The sequence below is a fragment of the Chrysiogenia bacterium genome (assembly GCA_020434085.1).
GTDB lineage: Bacteria > JAGRBM01 > JAGRBM01 > JAGRBM01 > JAGRBM01 > JAGRBM01.
In genome coordinates, this window is sequence record JAGRBM010000027.1 from 1 (window position 1) to 7418 (window position 7418).

Below are 7418 nucleotides of genomic sequence, written 5' to 3' on the forward strand. Positions count from 1 at the left end.
GGGGGCGCCCTGCACTGCGTCTCGCAACAGCAGCCCGCCTGAGCGGCGCCGCTTGCGCCCGCGCTTTGGGGGCGATAAAGCTTCCTGTGCAAACGGGGGACGGGGATCCAGCAGTGAACTGCCGACTACAACAACTTCAGCGCCAATATGCCGCGTGCGCCCCGGAGGTGCTCGCATGAGCGACGATGGTTCCGAGCGCCGCCGTGATACGCGCCTGCAGGCCCGGCTGGCCGTGCGCTACAAGGTGGGCAGGAAAATCGTCAACGGCGTGAGCACCGATCTCTCGGAGAACGGCGTGTTCATTCACACCGCCCAGCCGGCCCTTGAGGGAACCGAAGTCTTCATGCACATCAACCTGGGCCCCGGCGAGCCGACCATCAAGGCCGTCGGCGTGGTCCGGCGCTCCCTCCCCGCCGGCGTCGATTCGCCGGGTATGGGCGTGGAGTTCCTTGCGCTCTACGGAATCGACAAGAAAGCACTGATCCAGTTTCTTCAGGTGAGCCTGGGGCGCGAGATCAGTGAGGACGCCTTCGGCGAGGTTGGCACCGACCACATGCTCAAGTTCGTATTCGAGCCCGAAGACGACCAGGGTTACAGCGGCACCCTGCCCGAAGCGCCACTCGAGCTCGCGCCGGATCTGAGCCCGCGCCCCCCGCGCGGGCCCTACGGCAGCTCGCGCGTCCAGAATCTCAATCAGCCCGATCCGCGATTTGTTCCCACGCCCAGCCGCCTGGAACGCGAGGTCACCCGCAATCCCCGCGCTGCAATGAGCGAACAGGACAAACACAATCTGGCCGAACTGCGCAAGCTCGAAAAGCGCGGCTTCGGCTGGTACATTGGCCAACTGATCAAGTGGGGCCTGCTCCTGGCCGCGATCACCGGTGCAGCCTGGTGGGTTTCCGGCCATCCCGAGCTGACGCAACGGCTTCACAAGCTTCTGGGTCGCGGCTGACGCCCGCCCTCCCTGATGAGAGACCAACCGTGATCGACGACGAAGAACAACTCCCGCCAGGCATCACTCCTGAAATGCTCGCGCATTTCCGCAACCTCATCAGCATGGACAAGGAGTGCAACTGGTTCTACGACGGTCGTCCGATCCTGCATGCCAAAACACTCAAGGTTCTCAACGAGAGCATGAGCCGCAACGATGAAGGAAAGCTCATCGTCACCATCGGCAACGCGTGGAGTTACGTCCACTGCGAAGATGCGCCCTACGGAGTGCGTGCGGTTCGCGATGTTGTGGAAGGCGGCGCTCTCGTCGGTCTCGACCTCATTCTCACCGACCAAAGCACCGAGCGTCTCGATCCGGCCACTCTCGCAGTGGGCGAAGGCAACGTACTTTACTGCCGGGTAAAAAATGGGAAAGAAGAAGCACGCTTTTTCCGGCCGGCCTACTACCAGCTCACACAACACCTCGACGAGAAAGATGGCGAGATCGTCCTGCGCCTCGGCGCAAATTCATCGCCCTTCGGCAAGCGGGAGAAACCCGTCCAGTGAGCGCCGAAGAGGCCGACCGCCTCCTTCGTTACGCGCACAGCGCCCCGGCCCCCGTTTCGCGCCAGGAGTTCCTTGCCGCCCTTGAACAGGCTGATCCCGAAACCACTGCGGGTGGCGAGACCCTCTGGCGCGTCGGCGGGTTCCTGCTCGCGCGCGTGCGTCCCCACGGGTCCATCGTGTTCTACGATCCGGCCAGCTCCCCCGGCGGCACGCCCCGCCGGCTGTGCGCGCTCGATCCCGGCGGCGAAGTCATCGAGTGGAACCGCTGGTCGGACACGCGCGGGCTCATCGATGCCCGGCTGCGCCTTCCCAATGGCCGCTGGCTGCGCCTTGTTCCGGGTGAGGGAGAGCCGCGAATCTGGCAGCGCGCCGACCGCATCGACATCGGCGAGTCGCGAACCGGCGAGCAGTGGCAAACCCTCACGAGCCAGGAAGCCATCGACTACGAAGCGATCGATCACATTCCTGCCGCGTGGGAGCCAAACAAGCTCACCGGCGGGGGCGGCAGCATTCTGCTCAATTTTCTCGCGCAACTTCTGATCGATCAGGGCATGAGTGCTGTCCGCTACCGCGGGCGCTATCCCACCGGGCATCTCTTCGATGCCTTGCAGGAGAGCTTTGCACCCGTCCCCGGCAACGACGAGAGCCTACAGGAACTGCGCGCGCGTTTTTGCGCGCAGGCAGAAGGCATTGCCTTCGGGGAAGCAGACGCCTCCCCGGAGATCGCATTCGCGCCGAAACCCTTCGAGCTGTGCACCCTTGAAGACGGCAGCGCCGTCTTTCTTCGCGGAGGGCCCGAGAAGATTTTTGCTTTTGGTACCAACTACGCGCTCGTTCTTCCAGAAAGCACGCGACAGAGCGGTGCGCGACGCATCTGGAAGCGGCCCGATTCAAAAAAATGGGAATTCGGCCTTCTGATTCTGGGAGCGCCGATTGAAGTGCACGGGCGCCTCGATCTTTTCGAGCAGGCGATCGATGCGCTGGCCCCCTCGCAAAAATCCGGTGAACGCTTCGTTCCAGCAGAGCTCTACTGGCGCGACGGTCTGTTGCTTTGCGCCTTCGCCCAGGCCCCGGCGGCACTGGGAGCCTCACTGCTGGAGCTCATGGACGAGGTTCATGTGGGCTTTCGCCCCCTGCCCCGTGACCTTGCCCGGCTGGCCGGTATCCACGTTCTCATTCGGGAAGGTCTGCACGATCTATTTATTGCGCGGGCGGCGGGCCGGCCCGGCAACGAACAGATTGAGCTGGCCCTAATGCTCGTGCGCGAGGTAGCGGGCTCCCTGACCCCCGCGCTGCTCGGCCTCTCCCAACGACGCCTCGAAGAGGCCGGCGCCGAAGAGCGCGCCCGCCTGCTCTCCCCCGATGCCCTCGAGAGCGCCCGCGCCGAAATCCAGCGGCGCGCGACCGCGCTCCCCGAGCTGCTCAAGGCCATCGTTTCCGGCAGCGCTCTTCGCTGATTTCCCGCCCCTTCAACCACGGGGCCGCCCCCCTCCCCTGCGGAGCGGCAAGACGCTAGAGTGTTTCCCATGCTCAGTGAGCCAACGGTTGCCAGAGTCCTCAAGGCCGCGCTCTCGCGCGGCGGCGATTTTGCCGAGGTCTATTGCGAGGCATCCACCGGGACGCGCATTCTCCTTGAGGACGGGCGTCTTGAAGACGTGGTCTGCGGCCAGGACGCCGGCGTGGGCTTGCGGCTCGTTCGCGAGGGGCGCGAGGTCTACGGCTACTCCAACGATTTTTCCGAAACCGCGCTGCTCGAAGTCGCGCGTTTCCTGGCCGGCGCGGCCAATGGTGCGGCGGGCCGCCAACGATTCTCGTTCAAGAAAAAACGCGGCGCCCCGATGCAACGGGTCCTCAAGAAACCCGCCCGCATCTCGCTCGATGAAAAAGTCTCCTACTTAGAGCGCGGCAACGCCCGCGCGCGCTCGGTTCCCGACATTCGGCAGGTAACCGTGAGTCTTCGCGACAACGAGGGCGATGTACTCATCGCCAATTCCGAGGGACTCTGGGCCGAGGATCACCGCACGTATCTGACTTACAGCGTGCACGTCGTCGCAGAGCGCGGCGATACCGTCGAGACGGGCTATGAGCCCGTCGGTGGCACACTTGGTTATGAAATTCTCGAAGGCGAGCAGGTCGAGCACGTCGCGCGCGTGGCGGCCGATCGCGCACGCATGCTGTTGCGCGCGCCCAAGGCGCGCGGCGGGCCCATGACGGTGGTGCTCTCGAGCAGCGCCGGCGGCACGATGATTCATGAAGCCGTCGGACACGGCCTCGAAGCCGACCTCGCGCAGGAGGAGCTATCCGTCTACGCCGACAAGCTCGGTGAGCGCATTGCCTCCCCGCTCGTCACGGTGATCGACGATGCCACCCTGGGCGGTAAGCGTGGTTCGTATCGCTTCGACGACGAAGGCGTTCCCGGCCAGCGCACCGTGCTGGTCGAAAACGGCATTCTGAAGCGTTTCATGGAGTCGCGCATCACTGCCGGCAAGGACGGCGCGCGCCCCACCGGCAACGGGCGCCGCGAGTCCTACGAGCACCTGCCCATTGTGCGCATGAGCAACACCATGATCGCGCCGGGCTCGGACGATCCCGGTGACATCATCTCCAGCGTACACCGCGGCCTGCTCGTTACCCAGATGGGTGGCGGCCAGGTGAACACCGTCAACGGCGACTTTGTTTTTGAAGTCTCCGAGGGCTTCATCATCGAACGCGGCCAGATCGGCCACGCAGTGCGCGGCGCAACACTCACAGGCAACGGCCCCAAGATTCTCATGGAGATCGACCGCGTGGGCAGCGATCTGGGGTTCGGCATCGGAACCTGCGGCAAGGAAGGCCAGGGCGTTCCCGTCGCCGATGCCCAGCCCACGATTCGCATTCCCGAAATCGTGGTGGGCGGCCAGCACTAGTTACCAGCCGCGATCAGGTGGCGGGCGCCTGGGTTCTCCGCGCCCGTGGGCAAAGGGTCCGGCAAGAATGAATCCCGCGGCAAATCCGCCCAGGTGTGCGCCATAGGCAACGCCGCCACCCTGCTGTCCGGCGGCAACCATCGCCTGCCACTGAAGCTGCCCCAGAAGCTGCATTGCCAGCCAAAAGAAGATAAACACTGCGGCGGGAAGCCGCACAAAAAACGCCGTGATAAAGAGCGGAATGACCGCGCGTACCCGGTGGCGCGGGTAGAAGCGCAAGTAGGCGGCCAGCACCCCCGCAATCGCGCCGCTGGCCCCGACGAGCGGAACAGTGGCCTCATGGGCGATGAGCGCATGGGTGAGCGTAGCGATTACGCCGCACACCAGATAGAACGTGATGAAGCGTCCGTGTCCCAAGTGATCTTCGACATTGTCGCCAAAGATCCAGAGAAACCACATGTTGCCCAAGATGTGAAGAAACCCGCCGTGTAACCACATGGAGGAGAAAAGGCCGACATAGTGCGGCGGCATTCCGCCGCCGGGGTTCTTCCAGAGCGCCGCGGGAATGAGTCCCCACCGCATAATCCAGTGTTCGAAACCCTCTGGGGTGAAGATACTGTAGAGAAAAGCCGCGACATTGAGCGCAATGAATACATAAATCAGCACCGGCGTGGTGCGGGTCGGGTTCTCGTCGCGGTAGGGGATCACGGATTACAGGGGAAACGGATCATCGGCAGGGGATGACATCACCCACGCGCGCGGCAAGGCTTTGGGCCTTCCGAATGAGGTCGGCCTTCTCCGAGAGCACGCGGTCGGAGAGCAGCACCCGACCGGTGGAGAGATCGCTCACCACGATGCTGAAGACGTAGACTGCGCCGGCGCGGGTGAGTTCGCCACGCACCAGCACGTCGGCCTGCACCTCGCGCGCCACGTTGATCTGGCAGGCCTCGGCCACGCAGCCCTGGCTCATTCCCATGCGGCGGGCGGCATCGGAGATCGCCTCGCCGGGAACCAGCCGGGCGCAGGAAGCCTTCTTCGCGTTCTGGCCAAAGAGATCGGTGAGTTGCGCGGCGATGTCGGCATCGGCGCTGGTCACCGCGATGAAGGGGTGCACCAGGACCTTGCGTGTCCCGTCGCCGGGCGCTTGGGAGCGAAGCACGGGGTCGCCGGTGCTTGCTTGCATATTTTTGCTCTCGGCCTCTTCCTCAACCGGCTTGGGAAGCGTGCTCCAGATATAGAGCGGGTAGCGCGTAGTCAGGTCATCGCTGTCGCGGGTGACAATGAGAACGAAATTCGAACCGGGCTCCAGGGGAACCTTCGTGTTGAACTTGAAGCGGTCGAACCGCTCCGCCGCGGCCGCCTCGTAGGAGCGGTAATAAATCTTCTCGCCATTGAGCGCGAGATAGAAATCCTTGACGCGCACGTCGTCACGAAGCTCGCCCGTCAGGTTGATTTCCGCGCCGTCCGAGGAAAGCCCCGTCATTCCCACACTGTCGACTTCCACGCGGGGCGGAGCAAACGTCTGGCCGCGGGTGCGCTCGATGTCGGCAGCGCTCAGGCCCTTGGCCCCCTCGCGCGCAACAGTCAGTTCGAGCTTGCGCACGAGGCCCGTACCGAATTCGTTGTCGACGTGGGTCAGTTCCAGGCCCAACGTGCTGTCGAGATAGTCGGGCTTGAGCGTGACATAGATTGTCCCCTGCTTTTCCTCGCCCGGCTTGATCGTCTTGAACTTGTAATTACCGCGCCCCTCGGGAACTTCGACCAGCGCGCCGCCCATGGTGCGAATGCGCAGGGTGGAAGAGGTGCTCTCGCCCTTGCCGACATTCTTGACCGTCACCTTGAGACCGATGGTCTCACCCGGTTCGATGAGCCCGTTGCCGTTGCCCTGGGCGGCATCGCCATCGGGCTTGTCAACGAGTTCATAGGAAAGCGCGAAGCTCGGCTGTTCGCCGCCACGCAGGGTGACCGGAGCAGCCACGTCGAGCACTTCCTTGTCGGCATCTGCAACGAAGGTGAACTCCACGTCGCTGGTGCGTCCAAGCGTGCTCTTGGCCAGCTTGAAGGGAATCATCTGCGAGGTGGTCTCGCCCGGCGCCATGGTGCCGAGCACAAACTCGCGCCGATGCAGGAAGGGAATGTCGGATTCCGTCGTCGCGCGCAGGCGGCAAACGGTCCCGGTCCCAGCATTCTTGACCGTGAGCTTGAGATAGTGATCGGCACCGGCATCTGCGATTTTCTCGGGTTTCTTGTTCTCGTCGAGCACTTCGACCTTGGTGCTGAGCTTGACCGGACCGGTCGTTTCACACTCCGACCAGTCGAGGTTGCGGCGAGCCAGCGATTCGGTGATCAGCTTGCTCTGACGCGATTCCTCTTCGCGCAGCATCGGCAGGCTCTGCCCGTAGAAGGCGTCGCGCCTGGAATCCTTGGCCGCCATGATGAGGCGACGGGCGAGGTCGACGGGATAGTCCGCCTCAAGATCGATCTTGCGGCGGTTGTTGTATTCGTCCTCGATCGCTTCGCGCTCGAGTTCCTCGTCGGTCTTTTTCTTGATCTCGACAAGATAGGGCAGGCGGTATTTTTCGCGCGCCGAAGCCGTCTTGATGCCCTCAAGATGGTAGTCCTGCTTCTCTTCGCGGCGGCGGCTTGATTCCGACATGCGGATCTCGTCGGCGGAGACCTCGATGGGATGCAGCAATACGTCGGGAGCGACGCCCACCGACTGGATCGACTGGTCGCCCGGGGTCAGATACTGCGCCACTGTGAGCTTGAGCGCGGCGCCCAGTGGAAGCTCAAAGAGATTCTGCACCGAGCCCTTTCCGAAGGTCCGATTGCCGATGACCACCGCGCGGCCGTGATTTTTGAGGGCGCCCGAAACGATTTCGGAAGCCGAGGCGCTGCCCTCGTTCACCAGCACGACAATCGGATAGTCGGGCTCTGTGCGGAAATGATGCGCGCGTTCGGGCTTGCGGCTCATGCGAGTCACGGTCGAGACAATGTCGCCGCTCTCCAGAAACA

6 protein-coding genes are annotated in these 7418 nt (G+C 63.6%); 4 read left to right on the forward strand and 2 right to left on the reverse strand.

Annotated features, from left to right (window positions below; all coding sequences use genetic code 11):
- The first annotated feature begins 175 nt into the window (after positions 1 to 175).
- The 4 genes from KDH09_00745 to KDH09_00760 all read left to right on the forward strand — a co-directional run bounded on the left by KDH09_00745 (position 176) and on the right by KDH09_00760 (position 4403).
- Positions 176 to 952 carry a PilZ domain-containing protein gene (locus KDH09_00745; protein MCB0218194.1) on the forward strand — a complete coding sequence of 259 codons (777 nt, stop codon included), beginning with the start codon at positions 176 to 178 and terminating at the stop codon, positions 950 to 952.
- A 29-nt stretch (positions 953 to 981) separates the two neighbouring features.
- Entirely contained in the window at positions 982 to 1497 is a 516-nt protein-coding gene (locus KDH09_00750) for a DUF1285 domain-containing protein (GenBank protein ID MCB0218195.1), read from the forward strand.
- Positions 1494 to 2954 carry a hypothetical protein gene (locus KDH09_00755; GenBank protein MCB0218196.1) on the forward strand — a complete coding sequence of 487 codons (1461 nt, stop codon included), beginning with the start codon at positions 1494 to 1496 and terminating at the stop codon, positions 2952 to 2954. The genes KDH09_00750 and KDH09_00755 overlap by 4 nt, the downstream gene beginning before the upstream one ends.
- A 69-nt stretch (positions 2955 to 3023) precedes the next feature.
- Positions 3024 to 4403 carry a TldD/PmbA family protein gene (locus KDH09_00760; GenBank protein ID MCB0218197.1) on the forward strand — a complete coding sequence of 460 codons (1380 nt, stop codon included), beginning with the start codon at positions 3024 to 3026 and terminating at the stop codon, positions 4401 to 4403.
- On the opposite strand, the gene KDH09_00765 is transcribed toward KDH09_00760, so the two are convergent.
- Together KDH09_00765 and KDH09_00770 are read right to left on the reverse strand one after the other, a co-directional pair.
- Positions 4404 to 5111, reverse strand: coding sequence for a rhomboid family intramembrane serine protease (locus tag KDH09_00765; protein MCB0218198.1), 708 nt, complete (start codon positions 5109 to 5111; stop codon positions 4404 to 4406).
- Between the two features lie 19 nt (positions 5112 to 5130).
- The coding region (locus KDH09_00770; protein ID MCB0218199.1) for a hypothetical protein at positions 5131 to 7418 on the reverse strand (2288 nt) is incomplete at its 5' end.

Bases quoted from the DNA above. Each gene is read 5' to 3' on its own strand.
- KDH09_00745 (MCB0218194.1), top strand. From the start codon at position 176: ATGAGCGACGATGGTTCCGAGCGCCGCCGTGATACGCGCCTGCAGGCC.
- KDH09_00760 (MCB0218197.1), top strand. From the start codon at position 3,024: ATGCTCAGTGAGCCAACGGTTGCCAGAGTCCTCAAGGCCGCGCTCTCG.